The organism is Oryzobacter telluris (assembly GCF_043099285.1).
Taxonomy (GTDB): domain Bacteria; phylum Actinomycetota; class Actinomycetes; order Actinomycetales; family Dermatophilaceae; genus Oryzobacter; species Oryzobacter telluris.
Map to the genome: position 1 here is coordinate 491,283 of NZ_CP170723.1, position 23,687 is coordinate 514,969.

A 23,687-nucleotide genomic window follows, 5' to 3' on the forward strand; every position below is an offset into this window, starting at 1 on the left:
AGGACGATGTCGCCGGTGATCCGCTGACCGCCGATGACGATGCGGATGCCGGTGCCCTCGACCCGCAGGTACGGCCCGGCCGGGAGGACGAGCGAGGTGCTGACACCGTCGACGACGACCGTCTCGTTCACGGCGCGGGTCCCGGTGTTCACCGCGACGGTCAGCCCGGCCGTCTCGATGACGGCGCCGGGGACGATGACGGTGAGGCCACCGGTGACCCGGCCGGCCATGCCGGTGGGGGAGATGACGAAGAGGGCGGACGCGTTGCGGACCTGGACGCCGCCCGTCGCCGTGCCGAGGTCGATGTCGACGCCCGACGCGAAGATGCGGGTCGTCCTCGGCGGTGCGGTGCCGGCGGGGGCGGTCGGGCTGACGGCCCCGGTGACCTGCTCGAACACGAACACGCCGCTGACGGACTGGCCGGCGATGGTGACGTTCGCCTTGCTGGTCGCGGTGCCGATCTGGAGCCTCAGCGAGCCGGCGGCGATCGTGTAGCCGGAGACGGTCTGCGTGGTCGTCGTCGTGTTGAGCAGGAGGCGCGAGGCGCCGCTCGACACCGAGACGCCGGGCGCGTTGACCGCGACGACGAGGCCGTCGAGGGCGACGACGATGCCGGCCGCCGCGCCACCTGCGGTCCCGGTGCCGAGGACGATCGTGCCGGTCGCGACGCCAATCGTCACGGGCGCCAGGCCGCCGGCGGGTGCCGTGCCGAGGGCGAGCGAGACGGTCGTGAGCGTCACGGTGATGTTGCCGTTGCTGCCCTTGGTGAAGGAGAAGCCGCCCTTCAGCTCCACCCCGTTGACGGCGAAGGTGAGGTCGGTGGCGGCGACCGACAGGTACGGCACGGTGGCCGACGAGGCCCCGGGGATGGACCCCTGCGCGGTGGTCGACTCGTTGTACTGCACGGAGATGGTGCCGGAGAGGGTCAGTCCGGGGATCCCGACGAGGCGCACCGTGCCGGTCACCGACAGGACGCGCTTGCTGGTCTCGACGGTGCTGGCCGACCCGCTGAGGCCCTCGATGACGAGGCCGATGGCGGAGGTGTTGATCGTGCCGTCGTCGTTCTTGTACGGGCCCTTGCCGACGAACAGGACCACGTCGGTGAAGGTCACCGAGCCGGAGGCGAAGTCGACGGTGCCGTGGATCTCGACGAAGTCGCCGATCCGCACCGTCCCCGAGCCGGAGACCTGGATCCACGGAGCGGCGGCCGTTCCGACCTGGCCGGCGCCGAAGACGATCGCGATGGACGCCCCGCCGACCTCGACGGTCTCGTCGACGGTGCCGCCGGTGGAGTTGTACCGCACCCCGACGGTGATGCCGCCGCTGAAGAGTCCGGCGGTCGCGCTGACCGACCCGGAGAACGTGCCCGCGACGCCGCTGCCGGCGACGACGAACGCACCCTGGCCGTTGGTGATCGACAGGGCCGCGTCGCCCGGGTTCGAGCCCGAGCCGGTGCTCGGCTTGAGGCTGACGGTGACGTTGGCCAGACCGATGCGGGTGACCGGGGTGGGCTGGGCCAGGCGCACCGAGAGGGACGAACCGCCCACGAGGAGGTCGGCGTCGGCATCCGCGTTGATGCGGACGAGGGTGACGACGTCGCTCGGGACCGCGGCCACGACCGTGCCGGCGCCGAAGCCCTTCCAGTCGGCGCCCGAGCCGCCCCGGTTGAGGAAGAGCAGCGTGGCCGTGGTGGTGCCGAGCAGGAGGTCGGCGTCGCCGTCGCCGTCGACGTCGGCGAGGACGACCGAGCGGCCGGTCGTGGTGGCCGGGGAGGCGTTGACCGCGGTGCCGGCGCCGAGGCCGTTCCACGTCGTGCCCGAGAACTTCTGGTTGAGGTGGACCACGGCGGGGCCGCCGTCGACCGCCACGACGAGGTCGCGGAACCCGTCGCCGTTGAGGTCCGCGGCGGCCGCGCCCCGGGCGGCGGCGGTGTTCGCCACCGTGGTCGCGGCGGCGAGGCCGAGCCACGTCGTGCCGGCCGCGTTGAGGCCCAGGTTGCGGTAGATCTGGTGGGCGGCGCCGGTGTTGACCGCGACGACGTCGAGCGCACCGTCGTTGGTCAGGTCGACGACGAGCACGGCGCGCGTCGCGGTGTCGGTGCCCAGGCTGGTCGAGGCCGTGGTCTCGATCCCGTTCCACACGCCCGCGGTCGTCTTCCCGAGGTTGGCGAAGACCCTGGTCGTGGCGCCGCTGCCGGTGGCGCCCACGACGACGTCGGCGAAGCCGTCGCCGGTGACGTCGCCCACGGCCACGGAGGTGGCGGTCCCGGTTGTGGTGAGGGTGGTCGTCGTCGCGGCGAAGGTGACGGTGGCCGCGGCGACGGTCGGCGTCGTCGTGGCGGCGGTCCCGCCGGTGACGAGGTGGACGAGCGTCGAGCCGGCCTGCGTGACGACGACGTCGAGGCGCCCGTCGCGGTCGAGGTCGGCGAGGGCGACGGCCACGGCGGCGCCGGCCCACGTCCGCGCCGCGGCGGCCTGGAAGGCGCCCGGTCCGGTGCCGAGGAAGAGCGAGGTGCCGCCGGTGGTCCCGAGGAGGAGGTCGAGCGCGCCGTCGCCGTTGACGTCGCCGGTGGCGATGCCGGTGACCGAGGTCGCGGTCGGCAGCCCGCCGCCGGCGGGGATGCCGCCGTAGCCGGGGCGCGTGCTCTGGGCGACGACGAAGTCACCGCCGAACGAGGCCGGGCCCACGGTGAGGCTGCCGCTCACCGCGACCTGGAAGGCCGGGCCGGCGGGGGCGACGAGGTGGATCGAGGTCGTGGTCGTGCCACCCGGGAGGGTGACCGAGAAGGTCCGGTCGACCGCGGTCGAGCCGGTGTTCACCTGGAGGGCGACGGTCCCGCTGAGCGTGATCGACGAGCCGAGGTTGAACACGTACGGGTTGGCGACCGTCCCGGCCCCGAGCGACCCGGAGAAGGTCGCTGCGACACCCGAGGAGGTGATGAGCAGCGCGCCCTTCCAGTCGTGGACGGCGAGGACGTTGACGGCGGAGCCGAAGGAGAGGGTGAGGCCGGCGACGGCGATGCTCACCTCGGGGGTGGTTCCCGTGCGGCGCTCGATGACGACGCTGCCGCTGAGCGTCTGCCCGGCGACGACGAGCGTCACGCCGGTCGCGACGACCCGGAAGCCGGGCACCAGGGTGACGCTGGGGCTGGTGAGCGTCTGGTCGGCGGTCGTGGTGTTGAACTGCACGAGGAAGGTGCCGGACAGGGTGACCGACGGGACGTCGAGCTGCACCGTGGCGGCGACCTGGCCGTACATCCCGGCCGCGGTGAGGACGAGCGTGCCGTTGACCCCGGTGAGGGTGACGAGCGGCGCCGCGGCGCTGCCGAGGGCGATCCGGCCGTCGGCGACGGTCACGGTGAGCGTGGTGCCGACCTTGGTCACCGTGATGTCGGCGCCGAGCGCCAGCCCGTCGCCGAGCTCGACGACGACGTCGACCCCACGCACCCGGAGCAGCGGCGTGGTGGTGCTCGCGGCGCCCGGCAGCTCGAGCTGGCGGACCAGCCCGCCGACGGTGAAGCTCTCGTCGACCGCGGTCGTCGAGGTGTTGATCTCGACCACGAAGGTGCCGGACAGGCGCACACCCGGGATGTTGCGCAGGGCGACGGTGCCGCTGAGCGAGGCCGCGATGCCCGTGCCGTTGGTGACGACGAGGGCCTCGCCGCCGGTCAGCGTGAGGACGGTACGCGTGCCGTCGCCGATCGCGAGCTCGACGTCGGTCGCCGCGATCTTGACGAAGGTGGTGTCGAGGTTGACCCCGGTGCCGCCGACGAGCCCGTCGGCGCCGAGGGAGAGCGTGCGCTCCACCGACACGTCGCCGCGCAGGGTCTGGCCGCCCACCTCGAGGACGATGCCCGTCCCGGCGAGGCGGACGTACGGCCCGGCGGGCAGGTCCACCGACACCGAGGAGGTGCCGACCTGCAGGCTCTCCGCGACGGCGGTGCCCGTGGTGTTGACCCCGAGCTCGAAGGCACCGGTGAGCCGCAGCGCGCCGCCGAGGTCGAGGACGAGGCTGCCGCCGAACGACCCGGCGAGGCCGGTGGGCGTGATGACGAGGAGGCCGCTGCCGCCGACGAGCGCGACCTTCGGGGCGAGCTCGGTGCCGAGGAGGACGACCGAGGCGTTGGCCAGGCCGACCCGGACGACCTTCGCGCCAGTGGCCGTGGTCACCTGCTCGACGACGACATCCGCCTTGAGCACCTGGCCGATGACGCTGAGCCGCAGGTTCGTCGCGGCGACCCGAAGGTAGGGGCCGGCCGGGAGGGTGCGGTCGGTGAGGGCCACGGAGGCACCGGTGGTGTTGACGGCGATGTCGACGGTGCCGGTGGCCGAGACGTCGGGGACGTTGAGGGCGATGGTGGCGGAGACGTGCCCGGCGAGCCCGGCGGAGGTGAGGAGGAGGTCGGCGGTGCCGGTCTGGGTCAGTGAGACGACGGGGGCGACAGACGTGCCACCGAGGCGCAGCGTGATCCCCGTAGCCCGGATCCGCACGACCGGCGCGCCCGCGGCATCCGTGGTGCGAGTGATGACGACGTCCCCGGTGAGGGTCTGGCCCAGGACGCTGAGGGTGATCCCGGTGCCGGTGACCCGCAGGTACGGCCCGGTCGGCAGGGCGAGGACCACCGGGGCGCCGGTGCCGACCGTGAAGGTCTCGTCGACCACGGCGGCGGTCGTGTTGATCTCGACGGTGAGGGTGCCGGCCAGCGACACCTGCGGGACGGTGACGGCGACGGTGCCGGTGATCCGGCCGGCGAGGCCGGTCGGGCCGAGGAGCAGCACGGCCGAGCCGTTGGTGACGGTGAGGACCGGGGTGGTGCCGCCGAGCGCGAGGGAGACGTTCGTCATCGCGAGGCGGACGGTCTGGGTGTCGGCCGCCGGGCCGCTGCCACCTGGGAGGCCGTCGCTGCCGTAGGAGGTGGAGCGCTCGACGACGAGGTCGCCGCGCAGGCTCTGGCCGAGGACGGTGAGCACCATGCCGGTGCCCTCGAAGCGCAGGTACGGGCCGGCCTTGACGTCGAGCGCGACCGGGGTGCCCGCGACGTCGATGCTCGCGGTGACGGCGGCGGAGGTCGTGTTGACCGCGAGGGTCAGCGCGCCGCTGAGGGAGGTCCCGGCGGGGAGCGTGACGACGAGCGTCCCGGAGACCCGTCCGGCCACGCCGGCGGTGGTGACGAGGAACAGGCCGCTGCCGCCGGTGATTCGGACCCCGTTGCCGCCCGCGCCGATGGTGAGGTCGACCCGGTTGAGGGCGATGGTCGTCACCGGGGCGCCGGCGACCGTGGCGCGCTCGACCACGACGTCGGCGGTCAGGGACTGGCCCTGGACGGTGACGGTGAGGCCGGTGCCCTCGACCCGCAGGTACGGGCCCGCGGGGAGGTCGAGGACGAGGGTGGTGCCGCCGACGTCGACGGTGGTGGAGACGGCCGTGGCGGTGGAGTTCACCGAGAGGGTGAGGCCGGTGCCGAGCTCGATGCCGGGGACGGTGACCCGGATCTGGGCGGAGAGCCGACCGGCCACCCCGGCCGGGGTGAGGAGCAGGATGCCGGTGCCCGCGGTGACGGCGACGGTGCTGCCGAGCGAGACGGTGACGCCGGTGGCCGCCACGACGACGTCGTCGCCGCGCTTGCTGAACGAGAAGGTGCCGGTGAGCGACTGGCCGCCGAACGCCATCGTGGCGCCGGTGGCGACGAGCTCGACCACCGGGGCGGCGGTCGTGAACGTCACGGCGACGGGGCTCGCGCCGCCGGGCATCTCGAGCGACTCGTTGATGACCAGGCCGGTCGTGTTGACCCGGGCCGCCACGGTGCCGGTGAGGGTGACGCCCGGGACGCCGATGATGCTGACCGTGCCGGAGGCGCTCAGCGCCCACGTCGACCCGATCTTGACGAGCCCGATGCGTCCGTTGGTGAGGAGGACGCCGACGGCGAGGGGGTTGGTCTCGCCGGTGGAGAGCTTGGCGGGGCCGCGGCCGAGGAAGATCGTCAGGCCGTCGCCCGCGAAGACCTGCGCGGCCTGGCCGTTGACGGTCGTGTCGCTGAAGCTGATGCTGCCCTCGATGGACAGCACGTCGGCGATGGTCAGCGTGAGGTTGCTGAGCGAGACCTCGAAGACGTTGCCCGTCGCGAACTTCACCGACAGGGTGCGCCCGCCGACGTCGATGGAGGTGTCGACCGCGCCGGTCGTCGTGTTGACGCGCAGGAGGATGTCGGCCCCGGCGCCCACCGGACCGGCGGCGATGGTGACCTTGCCGGTGAGGTAGCCCGCGACGCCTCCGGTGAGGAGGACGAACGCGCCCTCACCGTCGACGAGCCTGGCGCCGTCGTCCCCGACGGTGACGTCCACCGACACGTCGGTGGCCGCGACGACGGTGACCCTCGACCCGTCGCCGGCGGTGCCCTGGCGCATCGCGAAGCTGCCGGCGAGCTCGGGGCCGGTGGCACCCAGCTTCAGCACGGCGCCGAGGAGGGCGACGCTGACGTAGGGCCCGGCGGGCAGCGCCATCGCGACGGTGGTGGTCCCGACGGTCACGGTCTGCGACACCGCGGTGCGCCCGGTGTTGACCTCGACCTTGATGGAGGTCGCGGTGAGGGTGATGCCGCCGCCGAGGGAGAGGCTGAACGTCTGGACGTCGAGCGAGCCGGCGACCCCGCCCGGGCCGATGACGAGGATGCCGGTGGCCGCGCCGATGGCGAGGATCGTCGTGGAGCCGGTGGTGAGGGTGAGCAGGTTGGTGGGGTCGGCGACGGTGTTGACGACCGCGACGGTGACGACGGACTGGCCGGTGGCGGTGGTCGTCTGCTCGATGACGACGTCGCCGTGCAGCGTCTGGCCGGCGAGGAGGAGGTCGACCCCGGTGGCCGCGACGCGCACGTGGCGGGTGGCGGCGCGGGTGTCGAGGTCGACGGTCACGGTCGCCGTGAGCGAGACCGACGGGACCGTGAACGCAACGGTGCCGGTGAAGGTGCCGTGGACGCCCGCGGCCTCCACCGTGAGGTCGGCGCTCGCGCCGGTGACGGTGGCGAGCCCGTTGCCGAGGTCGAGCGAGGCGTTGGTGACGACCAGGTGGGTGTCGGTCCCGGTGCGCTCGACCACGAGGTCACCGGTCAGCCGCTGGCCGGCGACGGTGAGGACGAGGCCGGTGCCCTGGAAGCGCAGGTAGCCGGCGGAGGTCGCCGCGGCGGGGAGGGCGATGGTCACCTCGGTGCCGCCCACCGTGACGACCCGGTTGACGACCGAGGTCGTCCCGTTGAAGCGCAGGTCGAGGGTGCCCGTGAGGCTGACGCCCGGCACGGTGACCGCGACGACGCCGGTGATGCGTGCAGCCGTGCCGGTGCTGCCGAGGACGATGACGCCGCTGCCGTCGGTGACCGACACCACGCTCTGGCCGCCGGCCGTGATGGCGAGGACGAGGTTCGTGGCGGCGGCGACGACCACGCTCTGGCCGGCGTCGTCGGTGGTCCGCTCGAGGGCGAGGTCGGCCCGCAGCGTCTGGCCGCCCACGGTGAGCGCGGCACCGACGACCTCGACCCGCAGGTACGGTCCGGCAGGCAGGCCGAGCGCCGCGGTGGTGGAGGTGTTCACGGCCACCGACACCGAGCCCAGGCTCAGCCCGGGGACCGCGAGGGTGTCGACGGTGGCGGAGATGCGACCGGCGATCCCGCGCGCCCCGAGGACGAGGGCGCCTTCGACGTCCGTGAGCCGGACGATGACCGTGACGCCGGCGGTGAGCTCGATGGTCGCGCCGCTGACGGTGACGGTGGTGACCGGGCTGCCGTCGACGACGAGGCGCTCGACGTCGACCGTCGCGCCGGTGATCGACTGGCCGGCGACGACGAGGGAGACGTTGCTGGCGGTGAGGCGCAGGTACGGGCCGGCGGCGAGGGTCGTGGTGCCGCCACCGGCGAGGGTGAAGACCGGGGTGCCGGTCGTCGTGTTGACGACGAGGCGCAGGTTCGTGCTGAGCGAGACGCCCGGGACGAGGAGGGCGACCGTGCCCTCGATGAGGGCGGAGGCGCCGCCGGCGCCGAGGCGGATCTCGCCGGAGCCGGTGAGCGAGAGCACGTCGGTGGCGCCGTCGCGCAGCCGCAGGTCGACGTTGGAGGCGGCGACCGTCATCCCCGTGGACGTCTTGGTGAACACCAGGTCGGCGGAGAACGACTGCCCGGCCACAGCGACGGTGACGCCGACCCCGGCGACCGAGACGTAGGGGGTGGTCCCGACGGCGACCTCGTTGGAGGAGCTCTTGAAGTCGAGGACGACCGTGCTGCCGTCGGCGAACGCGATGGTCTGGGCGACCGTCGAGGTCGACTCGTTGACGCGGGCGCGGATCGTGCCGGAGATCGTGACGCCCGGGACGCCGATGAGCTCGACCTGCCCGGTGACCTCGAGGGCGACCTTGCCGCTGCTGTCCTTCCACAGGCCGACCGTGGCGTCGGTGATGAGGAGGCCGCGGGCGAGCGGGTTGCGGTGGCCGTCGGCGGTGAAGGCGGGGCCGTCGCCGACGAAGACGGTGAGGTTGCGGCCGGCGAAGGAGTCCGGCGTGACCTCGAAGTCACCCTCGATGGTGACGACGCCGCCGATGGTGATCGAGCCGCCGGAGACCGAGAGGCTGAAGACGTCCGCGGTCGAGGTGAAGCTGACGGGCAGGTCCTCGTCGCCGACGCGCACGACGGTGTCGACGGCCTGGCCGGTGGTGTTGACCCGCAGCAGGACGTTGGCGCCGCCGGTGAAGCCCGGGATCGTGGCGGACAGGGTGCCGGTGACGAACCCGGCGATGCCCGTGGAGCGGATGACGAGGACGCCCGTCGCGTTGGTCACCGACCCGCCGGCCGTGATGGTGGCCGACCCGCCGCGCAGGACGATGACGGTCTCGACCGCGCCGCCCGGAGCCTGCGAGCGCTGGATGGCGACCGTGCCCGAGAGGCTTCCGGCGCCGGCGACGGTGATGGTGGTGGTCAGTTCGACCCGGACGTACGGGCCGGCCGGGAGGGTGCGGCTGGCGACGACCACGGTGTCGGGGCGGGTGTTGACGTCGACGCTCACGGACGTCGTGCCCAGGCCCAGGGCGGTGAGGGCGGTGCCGAAGGTGGCGGTGAGGGCGAGGGTGCCGGCGACACCGTCCGGGGCGATGGTGAGGGCGCCCCCGCCGGTGACGGTGGCGACGCCCCCGATGGAGGCGGTGACGTTGGCCAGGGTGGCGGTGACGACCGAGGCGCCCGCGGGGCCGGTCCGCGTGAGGGTGACGTCGGCGGTGATGGCCTGCCCGGCGATGGTGAGGGTGAGTCCCAGGCCGGCGATCCGCACGTAGGGGGCGGTCGCGTCGGTGTCGATCTGCGCCGAGACGGGGCCGGTGAGCGAGACCCCGGCGACCCCGAACGCGACGGTCCCGGTGAAGGAGCCGGCCACGCCGGCGGCGGTGACGGTGAGGCTGGCGCTCGCGCCGGTGATCGAGACCAGGCCACCGCCGAGGACGAGCGAGGCGTGGGCGACCGTGACGGTGAAGGAGGACGCGGTGCGGGTGACGGTGAGGTCACCGGTCAGCCGCTGGCCCAGGACGGTGAGCTCCACGCCGAGGCCCGCGACCTCGAGGCGGGACGCCGCGGTGTTGACCTCGACGTGGAGAGAACCGGTGAGGGAGACGCCCGGGATGGTGGCGACGACCGTGCCGCCGAGGGAGCCCGAGACGGCGTTGCCGACGAGGGCGAGGGTGCCGGCCCCGTTGACGAGGCGGAAGCCGGTGCCGCCGACGCCGAGGACGAGGGAGGCGCGGGCGAGGGTGACGGTGACCCCGGCGGAGGAGGACTCGACGGTGAGGTCGGCGGTGAGGGTCTGGCCGGAGACAGTGAGGCGGGCGGCATCGAGGGCGACCCGGACGAAGGGGCCGGCGGGCAGGCCGTCGACGGCGCTGCCGGTGGTGTTGACGGCGATCGAGACGCCGCCGCTGAGGCTGAACGCGGTCGTGGAGGTGGCGACGTTGACGGTGGCCCGCAGGCGCCCCGCGACCCCGGCGGAGGTCAGCGTGAGGTCGCCCGCGACGCCCTCGAGGACGAGGGTGCCGGGACCGACGCTGAGCATCCCGCCGGAGAGGGTGATCCGGGTGCGGGCGGTGGCGCCGCTGCCGGAGCGCTCGAGGGTGAGGTCGCCGGAGAAGGACTGGCCGCCCACGGTCAGCGCCGCGCCGGTCGCCGACAGGCGCAGGTACGGACCGGCCGGGAGCCCGCCGGTGATGCCGCCGAACTCCGGCACGACGACGCCGGTCGTGTTGACGTCCAGGGCGAAGGTGCCGGTGGTGAGGGTGGCGCCGACGCCGGGGGCGTCGAGGGTGACGTCGCCGGTGACCCGCCCGGCCACGCCGGTCGAGCCGACCCGCAGCGTCGCGGTGCCGTCGGTGAGCGAGGCCACGGGGGCGCTCGCCCCGGCCGGGACCACGAGGAAGGCGACGTCCTGGGCCGTGACGTCGAAGCCGGCCGCGGTCTTGGTGAAGGAGAAGGAGCCGGACAGGCTCTGGCCGAGGGCGGTGAGGGCCAGGGCGCCGCTGATGGCGGTGAACGGCGTCCCGGCCGAGCCCTCCTCACCGGCGACGAACGCGACGACGACGTCGGGGCCACCGGGCACGACGATCGTCTGCGAGAACGCCGGGGTCAGCTGGTTGACGCGGACGGCCAGGGTGCCCGAGAGCGCGATGCCGGAGACGCCGACGAGGGCCACCGTCCCCGAGGCCGACAGGGCGTAGGTGTACGGGCCGGAGCCCTCGCGGACCAGGCCGAGCGTGGCGCCGGTGACGAGGAGGCCGCGGGCCAGCGGGTTGAGGCTGCCGTCGGCGAGCCAGGCCGGGCCGACCCCGACGAACAGGCTCAGGCCCCGCCCGCCGAAGACGAGGCGGCTGCCGACGGTGGTGAAGGTGATGTCGCCCTTGACCGTGACGACCCCCGCGATGTCGAGGACGGCCCCGGTGAGCGAGAGGGCGAACAGGCCGGCCTCGGCATCGGTGAAGGAGAGCTCGAGGGCCTGGCCGTCGAGGACGAGGGACTGCTCGACCGCACCCGGCGTGGTGTTGACGCGCAGCAGCACGTCGCCCGTGAACCCGGAGGCACCCGTCCCGGCGCGCCCCGAGACCACGGCGGCGACCTTGGTGCCCTGGAGGACGAGGAGGCCGGACCCGGCGGTGAGCAACTGGCTCCCGGCCGCGGTCGCGGTGATGCCGGAGAGGCCGAGGACGACGACCGGGGTGCCACCGGTGCCGGTCTGCCGCTCGAAGGAGACCGCGCCGGCGAGCGTCTGCCCGGTGCCCACGGTGAGGGTGAGCCCGGTGGCGACGACCCGGACGAAGGGGCCGGCCGGCAGGCCGAGCGCCGCGGTGCTGCGGGTGTTGACGGCCAGGGAGACGGCGGCGGCGGAGAGGGAGACGAGGGTGCCGATGCCCGATCCGGTGGTCGCCGTAGCGGTGAGGGTGCCGGCGACACCGAGGGCGTCGACGACGAGGGAGCCGGTGCCGCCCGACACGACGAGCACGTCGCCGCCGCCGGCCGCGAGGGTCAGGCCCAGGCCGGTCGCGGCGAGGGACAGCGTGCCGCCCGACCGCTGGACGGTGAGGGTCGTGGCGGTGAGCGACTGGCCCGCGAGGACCAGGGTCGTCGCGTCGGTGGTGGTGGCCACGAGGCCGCCGGCCGCGACCGGGGTCGAGCCGAGGGTGACCGAGCCACCGGTGCTGTTGGAGGTGACGGTCCATCCAGTGCCGGAGGCGGTGACGCCCGGGACCCCGGTGAGGGCGACGCTGCCGCCGGCCACGCGGAAGGCGACCTGGCGGTCCTCCTGCACGAGCAGGTCGAGGGAGGTCGCGGTGACGGCCAGGGCCGGGCCGCCGGGGACGGCGAGGCCGGCGGTGACCGTGGTCGCGGTGAGCTGGAGGTCGTCATCCACCTGGGCCAGCGTGGCGCTCGCGGCCCGCAGGGTGAGGGCGTCGCCGAGGGTGAGGACGAGGTCGCTCAGGGTGAGGGTCAGGCTGCCGGCGTCGAGGGCCTGGTTGTTCACGGCGTAGGTGCCGGTGAGGCTGGCGCTGCCGCCCACCGGGGTCGTGCCGTCGACGAAGCCGAGGGTGATCCGCCCGCTGAGGCTGACGTTCACGGTGTACGACGGGGACGTGCCCGTGATGCCGCTGAAGGTCACCGTGGGGGAGGAGAGGACGAAGACGCCGAGGTCGAGGTCGGGCAGCACCTCGGTGCGCGGTCCGGAGAGGGCGTCGGCGAGGTAGGACTGGAGCAGCGGGATGATCAGCCCGGCGATGCCGTCGAGCGGCGACCCGGCGACGAACGGGCTGAAGTGGGGGAGCGCCGCCGAGAGCGAGCCGCGGCCGGTGGAGGTCGGCAGCTGCTCGAGGCCGCCGTCGGGGGCGAGGTACCAGATGGCCGCGCCGGAGCCGCCGTCGACGCCGATGGTGAGGACCGGGGCGGTGCGGAAGTGGGTGATCGCGGCGCCGGTGCGGGCGTCCCACGCGAGCAGGTCGTAGACGAGGGAGACGGTGCGCAGGCCGGGCACGTAGCGCCGCTCGGCCCGGACGGCGACGAACGCGTCGGCGGGCAGCGAGCCGGGGGCGAAGGTGAGGGTGGCGCGGCCCGAGGTCACGGTCCCGCCGGCGAGGGCGGTGACGAGGACGGACCCGGCGGGGGGAGCGGTGCTGGCCTGCGGGGCGCTGCTGCCCGGGAGGCCGGTGGCCTCGACCGGGGCGGTGCTGCCCTGGACGATCGTGGTGGTCGAGCCGCTGCCGGCGGTGACCGGGGCGAGGATCTCGACGGTGGTGGGGCGCTGGACGATGAGGACGGCGGCGGAACCGGTGGGGGCGGTGGAGGTGCTCGTCTCGACGACGGGAGGTCCTCGGCCCGCCTGGAGGAGGAGGTCCTCCTCGGACTGCAGGGTGCCGGCGACCCGCACCTTGCTCGGGAGGATCGCGAGGACGAGGGCGACGGACGGCGCCGGCGTGGAGCCGCCGCCGTTGCCACCGGTGCCGGCGGCGCCGTTGCCGCCGGCGACCGCGAGGAGGTCGACCGGTCCGCCGGCGCGCACGGGCAGCGCGGGGAGGTCGATGGTGGCCGAGCCGCGGGCGATGGTCGCCGCGACCGAGGAGAGGGGGAGCGCCGAGGGGGCGGTGGGGGTGAGGCCCGCGGACCCGTGCAGCCCGGACTGCCCGGCCAGGGTGTCGGCGAGCGCGCGCACCGCGACGAGCGCGGCGAGGGTCGTGGTGCCGGCGGCGGCGAGGCCGGGGGCCCGCGAGCTGGTGCGGGAGTCGCCCGTGGCCGCCATCGAGACGGCCCCGCCGGTGGTCACGGCGCGACCGGACGACGCCGAGACGTCGTGGGTGGCGAGGGTGAGGGCGAGGAGCGAGGCGGCCGAGCTGGCGGTGGCTCCCTGGTCGGCCCGCAGGCGCAGGTCGCCGGGGAGCACGAGGGCGGCGCCGGTGCCGAGCCGTGCCGCGGTGCGCACGGTGCTGAGGACGACCGCGCGCCCGGCGGCCTGGCCGCGGGTGGCGTCGGCGCTGCTGCGGTCGTCGGAGTCGGCGGTGACGGTGAGGTCGTCGGTGCCGGCGAGGCGGGCCCCGTCGCGCAGGCCGGCGAGGGTGTCGCCGTCGACGACGACGACCGCGAGCGAGCCGCCCGGTCCCGCGGTGGCGGTGGACGTCCCGGTGGTCGCCGTCGTGGAGGTGGCGACGAGGGTGAGGCCACCGAGGTCGCCGGTCACGTCGGCGCCGGAGCCGAGCTCGGCAGCGCTCGACCGCGTGCCGAGCCCGACGGCGAGGGCGCCTCCACGACCGCCGTCGGCGTTCGCGCTGGAGCGGTCGGTGAGGTCGGAGGTGACGACGAGCTGTGCGCCCTCGACGTCCACGGCACCGTCGACGGTGGCGCGGGTCACGAGGGTCGGGGCGATGACGGCGACGGCCGCACCGAGGGCGGAGGCGGCGGCGTCGGCCGCGACGGTGGAGGAGTCGGTGGAGCGGGCGCTCACCCGGGCGTCGCCGGCGGCGCGCAGGCTGAGCACCTGTCCGTCGCCGGACGCGAGGATCGCCTCGGTGAGGCTGGTGACCCGGCCCAGGCCGAGGGCGGCGGCAGCGCGCACCGGGCCGTCGGTCCCGCGGGCCGCGCCGGTCAGCGAGATCGGCGGGGTGGTGTTGCTCGAAGCGCCCGCGGCGTTGCCCTCGGAGCTGGCGTACAGGCGACCCGTCGAGGACGCGTCGATGCCGAGGCGGCCGACGCGCAGCCCGGCGAGGGCGGCGCCGTCGACGACGGCCCGGGTGGTGCGGTCGACCGCGGCGGTCGCGGTGCCGGCGCCGGCCCCGGCCCCGGACGCGTCGCCGACCGAGCGGGCGTCGGTGTCGTTGGTCGCGAGGACCGAGAGCACGCCGGCGGCGGTGACGCGCGAGCTGCCGCCGAGGCGGGTCTCGGCGATGCTCGCGAGGACGACGGTCGCCCGCGCCGCGTCGACGGCGGTGGAGCCCTCGCCGCGGGTGCCGACGGCGCTGGCCGAGCCGGTCGCCCTCGACGAGGTGCCGAGGACGACGTCGCCGCTGGAGTCGAGGAGCGAGTCGAGGACGAGGACCCGGGCCGACGAGGCCCCGCGGACGGTGGCGTCGGACCCGGTGGCGGTCCCGGTCGTCGCGGACGTCGCGGTGATCGTGATGTCGCCGCCCTTGAGCGTCGCGCCGGTGACGGTGACGGCCGAGGTGGCCGACGCGTCGGCGCCGCTGCCGGTGGCGGAGGCCTCGAGGGTGATGGCCCCGTCGCCGTCGGCGCCGGTGGTGTCGATGGTGGTGCCGGTGGTGACGACGACCTCGCGGGCCTTGATCACCAGGCCGGTCGAGGTGAGGCGGATCGTCCCGGTGATGACGATCGTGCCGTCGGCCGAGGTGATGGTGATGCGGACCAGCCCGTGGGTCAGCAGGTCGCTCGACGAGTCGCCGGTGACGACGCGCACCGTGCCGGTGTCCTCGTCGTAGGTGACGGTGGCGTCACCGTCACCGTCGAGGTCGAGGTCGGCCTCGTCGTCGGTGCGGACCCAGCGGGGCCCACGGCTCGACGAGGACGTCACCGGGGCGCTCGTGGTCGGCGTCGCGGCGGCGGCCGCCGGGGTCCCCGCGGGGGTCGTGGTGGTGCCCTCGGTCGCGCTGCCCTCGGTGGTCGCCGGGGTGGTGGTCGTGTCGTCCTCGGCCGCGGGGGTGGCGGTCTCGGGGGTGGTGCTGCCGGCCTCGGTCGCCGGGGTCTCCTCGGCGGGGGCGGGCTCGGCCGGGGTCTCCTCGGCCGGGGTCTCGTCGGCGGGGGCCGCGGGGGCCGCGGGGGCCTCCTCGGCCGCGAGCGCGGGAGCCGAGCCGACGCCGCGCTCCTGGCCCGGGGCGAGGGTCTCGTCCATGAGGCCGCCGTCGGTGTGCTCGAGACCGAGCGCGTGGCCGATCTCGTGGCGGACGACGGTGATGAGGCTCATCTGCGACCAGCCCCATCCGGCGGCGTCGGTGTCGATGACGACCGACGAGCCGGACGTCCGCCCGAGGGTGGCGCCCGGCAGGTCCTCGATGCTCGTGGTGATCCCGGAGGTGTCGCCGCCCGCGGCGGTCCACTCGGCCTTGGCGCGGTCGACGGCGTCGGCGAGGTCGGCCTCGCTGAGCGCTCCCTCGGGGCCGACAGGGCTGTCGGGGAGGCTCGCGGCGGTGAGGGCGGCACCGGACGGGCTGGGGGACGGAGTGGGCGTGGGGCTCGTGGTCGGCGTGGGCGTCGGTGTGGGAGTGGGCGTTACGGACGTGCCGCCGCCTCCCGTGACGGTGCCGGTGCCGTTGTCGAGGGGGCACGAGATGGAGGCCGCGGTGCCGTTCTGGCCACCGACGGTCGTGCACTGGCTCGAGGAAAGAGCCTTCGCCAGAGCCTGAAGTGCTTCTTGCAGACGGCGATTCGCCTCGAGCTGGGCTCTGCGCACGGCCTCGGCGCGGCGGGCCTTCTCCTGCAGGGCGCGCAACTGGCGCAGGTTGATCTGCTGGGTGCGGGTCAGGGTGGGGTCCTGCTGGGCGATGAGCCGCTGGCGCACCTGCTCGGCACGCGCCTGCAGGGCCTTGTCGAGCTCGGCCCGGGCGTCGGTGCGGGTGAGGTCGGGGACCACCACGACCACGGCGTCGCGCAGCGGGATCGTCATGGTCCCGTCGGCGGCGGTGGTGGGGGAGCCCGAGGTGCTCGGCGGCTGGTTGGTGACGCCGCGGGAGGGACGCTCGGCGGCCGCGGCGGTGGCCGGGACGGCGAGGGTGGCGACCATCGCGATGACCACGGCGACCACGACGGCCGCAGCCGGCCTGATCCTCCGGCCCCATGAGCGCAGGATGCGCAGTACGGTCGTGAGGAGCCGCGAGGTGCGCGGACGCAGACCAGGGGTCGACGGTTGCCCGCCCACCCCGAGATCTGCCCGCGCTGCGTCCATCAGCCCACTCCTGCGGCAGTGCCGCCCTTGTCGCGCAGGCATCCAGGCGGCCCTGTCGCACCTGAGGCCCCACGCGAAGGCACACGCTAGCCCGGTCGCGACAGGGCTGTCACCACTTTCCGGAGAGGTCCCGGCGTGGCGCCTTGACAAGCGGAGCGAATGCCCCCTTTGTAACTAATGTTTGTCCAACGTTGGGCTCTGAAGGCTCCACCAAAACCGCTGTGCGAGAACTGATTTGGTGCGCGATGGACCGCCCTCGCGCCTGTCCAACGTGTGTCGAACGTCCGAAAAAAATCAGTCCGCGGAGGTCGTCGAACCCTCGTCCGGCCCGGCCGAGGGCCCCGTGTCCTCGAGGCGGGCTTGCAGCCGGTCGCGGACCTCGTCGGGGGAGTAGGCCCGGCGCTCGCGCTCGTTGCGGGCGACGAGGGCTCCGGTGGCGACGACACCGACGGCGCCGGCGAGGCCGACGAGCTTCCAGACACGGTTCCGCGAGGGCATGTCCCAACCCTAGGCGACCTCGCCCGGCAGACTGGGCCCATGGCTCCCCTGGCCCGATCCGGCTCCACCCCAGTTCCGTACGACGAGGCGGTCGCCGCCACCCGCACCGGCGACCTCTGGATCTTCCGCGGCGGCACGGTGGCCGACCGCGTCATCCAGGCGGCGAGCAACGCCCCGGTCAACCACGTGGGGATGGCCGTCGTCCTCGACGACCTGCCCCCACTCATGTGGCACGCCGAGCTCGGTCGCTCGATGCGCGACCACTGGACCGGCGACCACCACCGCGGGGTGCAGCTCCACGACCTCGGGGAGGCCGTGTCGACCTGGCAGGGGCGCTACGGACAGCGGGCCTGGCTGCGCCAGCTGTCGCCCGACGTCGGTCGCGAGCAGGAGGACGCGCTGCTGCGCACCGTGGCCCGGCTCGACGGCGTCTCGTTCCCCTCGCACCTCGGTCTCGCCTGGCGCTGGCTCCGCGGGCGCGATGCTCACCTGTCGCGAAAAGCGGCTGAGCGCAAGGGACTTCGGCCCGAGGACGCCTACTGCGCGGAGGTCGTGGCGGCGACCCTCGAGGAGATGAGGATCCTGCGCGACGACGTGCCCACCAACTGGTACGACCCCGGTCGCTTCTGGAGCGGGGACTCCCTGCCGTTGCGCGACGGGTGGACCTACGGCGACGAGGTGGAGGTCGCGCGGGCCTCGCGCTGACGCCGGATCCACGGCAGCCCGACCGCAACGACACCGAGGGCCAGGACGGCCATCGCGGCGAGCGCACCCCACGCGACCGACCACGCGGTGATGGCCGCGCCCTCCCAGAGCAGGTTGCTGTAGGCGAGGTCCGGGCGGCGCCGTCCGGCGAGCCACGCCCCGCCCACGAAGGCGAGCGAGGTGAGCACCATGAGTGCGACGGTGACCCCGGCCGACCGGTCCACGGTGGCCACCGGAGGCATCGCCCCGGTGGCGTCGTCGTCCTGCTCGACCCGGTGGGGGAACGTCTCGAACACGTCCGGGGTGGGACGGCTGTGGCGACGACGCATGGGACGAGAGCATACGGTCCGCAAAGCCCCGGTCCGCCCATCCCGGGCCTAGCGTGGCCGGGTGCAGGGGGCCTACGTTGGCCCGTGGACCGGGGGTGCCCCGGTCCGTTCCCACCGGAGGAGTAGACGAATGCGACGATCTCGCATGGTTGCCGTCATGGGGGTCGTGGCCTTGGCCACGACGGCCTTGGGCGCGACCGCCGCCACCGCGGCACAGCAGTCCACCACCACAGCCACCTCGAGCGCGGCCTCGGCCGGCGGGACCTTCGCGGTCCTCGCCGACCGGGCGTCCGACGTCGACTCCGTCGTCGCGCAGCTGCGCCGCGCCGGGGCCACGGTGGTCTCGGTGAACCGGGCCATCGGCCTGGTGACGGTGACGTCCCGCTCCGCCGGGTTCGCCGCGAAGGCCCGTGCCCTCAAGGGCGTCCGGGCCGCCGCCACCGACGGCGTCGTCGGCCACAGCCCCGACGCCGGGCGGGTCAAGGACCGTGTCGTGCGCGAGCGCCAGACCGCGGCGAAGACCGCGGCCGCCGTCAAGGCCGCCAAGGCGGCGAAGGCCAAGGGCAAGGGCACGGCCGCCGCCGGCCCGTCAGACCCACTGGACTCCCTCCTGTGGGGCATGGACATGATCAACGCCCCCCAGGCGCACGCCCGCACCCTCGGTGACCACCGGGTGAAGGTCGGCGTCATGGACACCGGCGTCGACGGGTCCCACCCCGACCTCGCGGCCAACTTCGACCACGCGCTGTCGCGCAACTTCACCACCGACATGAGCGACATCGACGGCGACGTGTGCGAGTTCGCCGGCTGTGTCGACCCCGCCGACCACGACGACAACGGGCACGGCACGCACGTCGCCGGCACCATGGCCGCGGCCATGAACGGCATGGGGGTGTCCGGCGTCGCGCCGGCCGTCGACATCGTCAACGTCCGCGCCGGCCAGGACAGCGGCTACTTCTTCCTCGGCGCCACCGCCGACGCGCTGACCTACTCCGGCGACGTCGGTCTCGACGTCGTCAACATGTCCTTCTACGTCGACCCGTGGGCCTACAACTGCCAGGGCGGCGCACCCGAGGACAGCCCGGAGGAGGCCGCCGAGCAGGACCTCATCATCGCCACGATGTCGCGGGCCCTGAACTACGCGCACGGCAAGGGCGTCACCCTCGTCGCCGCGCTCGGCAACAACCACGAGGACAAGTCGGTCCCGCGCGTCGACCCGTCGAGCCCCGACTACCCGGGCGGCACCGAGCACGACCGAACCATCGACAACGCGACCTGCTTCGACCTCCCGGTCGAGGGCCCGCACGTCATCGGTGTCTCCGCGCTCGGCCCGTCGACCCGCAAGGCCGACTACTCCAACTACGCGACCGACCTGCGCTCGGGCGAGATCGAGGTCTCCGCTCCGGGTGGCTGGTTCCGTGACGGTCTGGGTACCCAGACCTACCGCACCAACGGCAACCTCATCCTCTCCACGGCCCCCCTCAACGTCATGCAGGACGAGGGCCAGGTCGACGAGAACGGCGACATCACCGAGCTCGGTGAGTCGCTCGGCACGATGAAGGACTGCGGTGTCGTCGACGGCCGCGAGCAGTGCGGGTACTACCAGTACCTGCAGGGCACCTCGATGGCGTCGCCGCACGCCGCCGGTGTCGCCGCGCTCGCCGTGTCGGCCCAGGGCCACAAGCAGGGCAGGGGTGGCTTCGGCCTCGCGCCCGACAAGGTCCGAGCCATCCTCATGAACACCGCGACCGACCACGCCTGCCCGGCCGGTGGGACGCAGTCGTACGTCGACGTCGGCCGCTCGGCCGAGTTCACCGCGACCTGTGTCGGTGGAGCGTCGTTCAACGGGTTCTACGGTGCCGGCATCGTCAACGCCCTCCGCGTCGTCGCCAAGGGCAAGGGCAACGGCCCCTGACCCCCACCGTGAGGTAGCAGCACCCGGTGCGCCGTCCGCCCCCGATGAGGGAGCGGGCGGCGCACCGCTGTGTGTCGGTCGCGGCGAGTGCGGAAACGGCAGCCGGGGCAACCACTTCCGCACTCACGGCCGGGGCCTTCTCGCGGCGAGTGCGGAACCGGCAGCCGGGGCAACCACTTCCGCACTCACGGCGAGACCCCCGACCGGGTCGAGGTGAAAGGCGACCCTGAGGTGGTCGTGTTTCACCTCGATCCGCGCGGCGCGCTCGTCAGGGCCGCATCGCCCACCAGCCGAGGGCGGCGGCGCCGATCCCGAGGACGAGGGAGAGGAGCAGGTTCGCGGCGGCGGGCACGGGGCGGTCGTCGTCGAGGGCGTCCCACAGCTCGAGGGCGAGGGTCGAGAACGTCGTGAGCGCCCCGCAGAACCCGACCCCGACCAGGGCCAGCGCCGACCCGGTGACCCCGGCCCCGACGAGCAGCCCGAGGACGAGGGACCCGACGACGTTGACGACCAGCGTCCCCACGACTGGCGTCGTGCCCAGCCGCTCCCGCGCGACGTGGTTGGCCAGGTGGCGCAGCGGCGCACCGACGGCAGCACCGAGCGCCACGAGCAGCGCGTTGAGGAGGGTCACGGCACCCACACCCGACGGCCCAGCGCCGTCCCCGCCCCCACGGCCAGCGTCCCCACGAGGAAGGTCGCCGCCACGTACCCCAGGGCCACCTGCACGTGCTCGGCCGCCGTCAGCTGGACGACGTCGACCGCCAGCGCCGAGAAGGTCGTCCACCCGCCGAGCACCCCGACCCCGACGAACGGCCGCGCCAGCCGGTGCGCCCCCGGGCGCCCCACGAGGAAGGCGACGAGCACTCCCATCGCGAAGGCCCCGCTGACGTTGACGACGAGCGTCGCCCACGGGAACGACCCCGCCGCGTGCGGCAGGGCCAGCCCCACGGCCCACCGCCCGAGCGACCCGACGACGCCTCCCACGGCCACGGCACCGAGCACCGCGCCGTCCACCGGCGACCCCCCACGCGCCACCGCGGCGGCCTCAGTCCCGCAGGGTCTCGAGGAAGTCGGCGATCCGGCCGATGGCCTCGGTGAGCACCTCGGTGTCGGGCAGCGTGACGAGGCGGAAGTGGTCGGGCTCGAACCAGTTGAACCCGGTGCCGTGGGTCACGAGGATCTTCTTGGCCCGCAGGAGGTCGATGACGAAGTCCTCGTCGCTCTCGATGCGGTACACCTCGGGGTCGAGCCGCGGGAAGCAGTACAGCGCCCCCTTCGGCTCGACGCACGAGACGCCCGGGATCTCGTTGAGCAGCGCCGACGCGAGCTTGTTCTGCTCGTACAGCCGACCGCCCGGGACGATGAGCTCGGTGATCGACTGGTACCCGCCGAGCGCCGTCTGGATGGCGTGCTGCGCCGGTACGTTCGCGCACATCCGCATGTTCGACAGCAGGGTCAGGCCCTCGAGGAAGTCCTCGGCGAGGTGCTTCGGCCCGGACACCATGACCCAGCCGGCCCGGTAGCCGCACACCCGGTACGCCTTGGACAGCCCGCTGAAGGTGAGGCACAGGACGTCGTCGCCCGCGAAGGTCGCGGTGTGGTGGTGGACCGCGTCGTCGAACAGGATCTTCTCGTAGATCTCGTCGGCCATGAGGACCAGCCGGTGCCGCCGCGCGATGTCGACCAGCGCGCGCACCGTCTCCTCCGAGTAGACGGCCCCGGTCGGGTTGTTCGGGTTGATGACGACGAGCGCGTGGGTGTTCTCGGTGATCTTGGACTCGAGGTCCTCGAGGTCGGGGTTCCACCCGTTCGACTCGTCGCACCGGTAGTGCACCGGGGTCCCGCCGGACAGCGACACCGCGCCGGTCCACAGCGGGTAGTCGGGGGCGGGGACGAGGACCTCGTTGCCGTCGTCGACGAAGGCCTGGAGCACCATCGTGATGAGCTCGGAGACGCCGTTGCCGATGTAGACGTCGTCGACGGCCGTGTCGGTGAGCCCGTGCGACTGGTAGTACTGTGCGACCGCGGTGCGGGCCGAGTAGATGCCGCGCGAGTCGGCGTAGCCCTGGCTGTCCGGGAGGTTGTGGATCATGTCGGCGACGATCGCCTCGGGGGCCTCGAAGCCGAACGGGGCGGTGTTGCCGATGTTGAGCTTGAGGATCTTGTGGCCCTCGGCCTCGAGCCGCTGGGCCTCGACGAGGATCGGTCCCCGGACGTCGTACCGCACGTGTTGGAGCTTCTTGCTCTGGACGATCCGGCGCATGCCGCCAGTCTCGCAGGGCACACCCGCCCCTCGCCTCACCGTTTCGCGTGGCGTCCCCCACCCCGGACCCGGGCCCGGACAGGCCGACGGCCGGGGTGGGACCAGACCACCCCGGCCGTCGGAGGTCCTCGGCGGCGGGCTCGAGGACGGCTGTGCGCGGCTCAGCCCTGCCGCGTGGGTTCCTCCTCGACGACCGCGTCGACGTGGATGGAGTGCGCGGCCTCCTCGACCTCGGCGGCCGATCCACCGGTCAGCTGGGCGTCGGCCGTCTCGGCGTCGGGGTCGTGCCCGGCGTCGACCGGGGCCGTGGCGCGACGTCCGCCGAAGGCGTCCATGACCATCCCGATGAAGGAGCGGCGCCCGGCCTTCTTCGACAGCACGTCGAACGCGACGGCGCCGAGCAGGACCAGGCCCTTGATGACCTGGATCCAGTTGCTGTCGACGCTCATGTTCGCCAGGCCGAGGTTGAGCACGCCCATGACGAGGCCACCGATCATCGCCCCGGTCACCGTGCCGACACCGCCGGCCACGGCCGCACCACCGATGAACACCGCGGCGATGGCGTCGAGCTCGAAGCCCACGCCGTCCTTGGGGTTCGCGGCGTTGAGGTACGCGGTGAAGACCATGCCCGCGATGCCCGCGAGGAAGCCCATGTTCACCATGACGAGGAAGTCGACCTTCTTGGTGTTGACCCCCGACAGGCCGGCCGCGTTGCGGTTGCCACCCACGGCGTAGATGTGGCGGCCGGTGATCGTGCGCTGCGTGATGAAGGTGTAGAGCAGGACGAGGGCGAAGAGGATCAGCCCGACGACCGGCACGCCCTTGTACGACGCGAGCAGCAGGCCCAGCGCGAGGAGCAGCCCACCGGCGACGACGAGCTTGATGATGCTCACCGCGATCGGCGCCACCGACATCCCGTACTTGCCGCGGTCGGCGCGGTTCTTCAGCTCGAAGTACGCGAACGCGGCGATGGCCACGAGGGTGAGCACGAGCGTGGGGTTGTGGTACCCGGTGACCGGGCCCATCTCCGGGATGTAGCCGTTCGCCATCTTCTGGAAGGCGTCGGGGACCGGGATCGACTGCGCGTTGAGGATCATCAGGTCCAGGCCGCGGAAGAGGAGCATGCCGGCGAGGGTGACGATGAAGGCGGGGATGCCGACGTACGCGACCCAGTACCCCTGCCACATCCCCACGAGGATGCCGAGCGCCAGGCCGAGGAGGACCGCGGCCGGCCAGGGCAGGCTCCACGCCTCCATCGACAGGGCGACCGTGGCCCCGACGAAGGCGCAGACCGAGCCGACCGACAGGTCGATGTGCCCGGCGATGATCACCATGACCATCCCGATCGCGAGGATGAGGATGTAGCCGTTCTGCACGAGCAGCGAGGTGACGTTGCGCGGCTCGAGGAACAGCCCGTCGGTGAGGAAGTAGAACATCGCGACGAGCAGCAGGAGGGCGATCATCATCCCGTACTGCCGGATGTTGCCGCCGAGGCTCTTGCGCACCTCGGCCATGAGGGACCCGCGGCCGGTCGC

At 73.8% G+C, this 23,687-nt stretch carries 9 protein-coding genes (1 of these 9 only partly in view); 2 read left to right on the forward strand and 7 right to left on the reverse strand.

The genetic code is table 11. The features are described 5' to 3' along the window. Positions 1-16,442 carry the 5' end (the start) of an FG-GAP-like repeat-containing protein gene (locus ACFLFB_RS02190; RefSeq protein WP_392544072.1) on the reverse strand. It extends 26,860 nt beyond the left edge of the window, so 16,442 of the gene's 43,302 nt are visible here — the first part of the coding sequence; the start codon lies at positions 16,440-16,442; its stop codon lies off the left edge, out of view. 294 nt (positions 16,443-16,736) lie between these two features. Continuing rightward, a complete protein-coding gene (locus tag ACFLFB_RS02195; protein WP_392544073.1) occupies positions 16,737-16,940 on the reverse strand; it encodes a hypothetical protein in 204 nt (67 codons plus the stop codon). A 39-nt stretch (positions 16,941-16,979) separates the two neighbouring features. Between ACFLFB_RS02195 and ACFLFB_RS02200 the strand changes: the two genes are divergently transcribed. Further along, the gene (locus tag ACFLFB_RS02200; protein WP_392544074.1) at positions 16,980-17,645 is read left to right on the forward strand and encodes a hypothetical protein; all 666 of its coding nucleotides are present in this window, start codon (positions 16,980-16,982) and stop codon (positions 17,643-17,645) included. Here ACFLFB_RS02200 and ACFLFB_RS02205 read toward each other — a convergent pair. Then, on the reverse strand, positions 17,606-17,974 hold the full coding sequence (locus ACFLFB_RS02205; protein WP_392544075.1) for a hypothetical protein: 369 nt from the start codon (positions 17,972-17,974) through the stop codon (positions 17,606-17,608). The genes ACFLFB_RS02200 and ACFLFB_RS02205 overlap by 40 nt on opposite strands. Before the next feature lie 145 nt (positions 17,975-18,119). On the opposite strand from ACFLFB_RS02205, the gene ACFLFB_RS02210 reads away from it, so the two are divergent. After that, positions 18,120-19,889: a S8 family serine peptidase gene (locus tag ACFLFB_RS02210; protein WP_392544076.1), complete on the forward strand. Its 1,770-nt coding sequence runs from the start codon at positions 18,120-18,122 to the stop codon at positions 19,887-19,889. Positions 19,890-20,157: 268 nt separating this feature from the next. Here ACFLFB_RS02210 and ACFLFB_RS02215 read toward each other — a convergent pair whose 3' ends face one another. The 4 genes from ACFLFB_RS02215 to mmsB all read right to left on the reverse strand — a co-directional run bounded on the left by ACFLFB_RS02215 (position 20,158) and on the right by mmsB (position 23,666). Continuing rightward, positions 20,158-20,520: a fluoride efflux transporter FluC gene (locus tag ACFLFB_RS02215; protein WP_392544077.1), complete on the reverse strand. Its 363-nt coding sequence runs from the start codon at positions 20,518-20,520 to the stop codon at positions 20,158-20,160. Then, on the reverse strand, positions 20,517-20,903 hold the full coding sequence (locus tag ACFLFB_RS02220; protein WP_392544078.1) for a fluoride efflux transporter FluC: 387 nt from the start codon (positions 20,901-20,903) through the stop codon (positions 20,517-20,519). Before ACFLFB_RS02220 ends, ACFLFB_RS02215 begins: the two co-directional genes overlap by 4 nt. 31 nt (positions 20,904-20,934) lie before the next feature. After that, positions 20,935-22,152, reverse strand: coding sequence for a pyridoxal phosphate-dependent aminotransferase (locus ACFLFB_RS02225; protein WP_392544079.1), 1,218 nt, complete (start codon positions 22,150-22,152; stop codon positions 20,935-20,937). Between the two features lie 161 nt (positions 22,153-22,313). After that, a complete protein-coding gene (gene mmsB / locus ACFLFB_RS02230) occupies positions 22,314-23,666 on the reverse strand; it encodes a multiple monosaccharide ABC transporter permease (protein ID WP_392545459.1) in 1,353 nt (450 codons plus the stop codon). Positions 23,667-23,687 lie beyond the last annotated feature (21 nt).

Bases quoted from the DNA above. Each gene is read 5' to 3' on its own strand.
- ACFLFB_RS02195 (WP_392544073.1), bottom strand. From the start codon at position 16,940: ATGCCCTCGCGGAACCGTGTCTGGAAGCTCGTCGGCCTCGCCGGCGCC.
- ACFLFB_RS02200 (WP_392544074.1), top strand. From the start codon at position 16,980: ATGGCTCCCCTGGCCCGATCCGGCTCCACCCCAGTTCCGTACGACGAG.
- ACFLFB_RS02205 (WP_392544075.1), bottom strand. From the start codon at position 17,974: ATGCGTCGTCGCCACAGCCGTCCCACCCCGGACGTGTTCGAGACGTTC.
- ACFLFB_RS02210 (WP_392544076.1), top strand. From the start codon at position 18,120: ATGGTTGCCGTCATGGGGGTCGTGGCCTTGGCCACGACGGCCTTGGGC.
- ACFLFB_RS02225 (WP_392544079.1), bottom strand. From the start codon at position 22,152: ATGCGCCGGATCGTCCAGAGCAAGAAGCTCCAACACGTGCGGTACGAC.
- mmsB (WP_392545459.1), bottom strand. From the start codon at position 23,666: ATGGCCGAGGTGCGCAAGAGCCTCGGCGGCAACATCCGGCAGTACGGG.